This is a genomic window from Falcatimonas sp. MSJ-15, from assembly GCF_018918265.1.
Lineage (GTDB): Bacteria > Bacillota > Clostridia > Lachnospirales > Lachnospiraceae > Falcatimonas.
On sequence record NZ_JAHLQC010000061.1, the window covers coordinates 1 to 1,016 of the forward strand.

At 43.7% G+C, this 1,016-nt stretch carries 1 pseudogene; it reads left to right on the plus strand.

Annotated elements, in window-relative coordinates:
* Positions 1–1,016 (plus strand): annotated as a pseudogene (locus tag KQI85_RS16370) (hypothetical protein); the annotation flags it as partial.

The following is a 1,016-nucleotide window of genomic DNA, read 5'->3' on the forward strand; positions in this document are numbered from 1 at the left end:
GGAAGAACAACACAGTATACATATGATGCATACGGCAACTGTACATCAGTGACAGATGCACAGTCACACACATCATATACAGAATACGATCTGTGTGGAAGAATAACAAAAAGCACAGATGCCACAGGAAGAACAGTCACATACAGTTACGACGCATGTGGTCATACATCATCAGTAGTGAATGCAGACGGCGGAATAACCACATACGGATATGACAAAAACGGAAGACAGATAACCGTAACAGATCCGGAAGGTGCAACAGAGACAACAGAATATGACAGCAGAGGCAACATAATATCAGTAACGGATGCCAGTGGAATAAAGACAGAACAGTATACATACGATGCTGCCGGCAATGTGATTACACAGACAGATGCCCTTGGAAGCACCACCGAATATGCAAGGGATGCCGCCGGAAGAATAACATCACAGACAGATGTCCTTGGAAGAACAGCAGCATACAGCTATGATGCCGAAGGAAGACAGACCTCAGTAACAGATGCCATGGGAAACAGGGCAGATGTAACCTATGACGGTGCAGGAAGACTTAAGACACTTACAGGTCCGGCAGGAAGTCTGCTTGAATACACATATGATGCAGATGGAAAAGAACTGTCAGAGACAACAGTCACAGGTGAAGCAAAGACATATACATATAATGCAAAAGACCTTGTTAAAAGTGTAACAAACGGAAGAAAACAGACAACATCATATGAATATGATGCCGCAGGAGAAGTAACAGAGGCAGATACACCAGAAGGAAAAGTAACATACAGCTATGACAGTGTGGGAAGACTTACATCCATAAACAGCAGTGAAGGAAGCATAACAAGAACATATGACGCCGCCGGAAGAGTAACATCATGCACAGACACACAGGGAAGAACAGTAGGATATGAGTACGACCAGGCAGGAAGAATAAGCACAGTAACATATCCTGACAGCACACTGGTGAGATATACATATGATCTTAACGGCAACATAACAACGGTAACAGACTGGAATGGCAGAGTAAC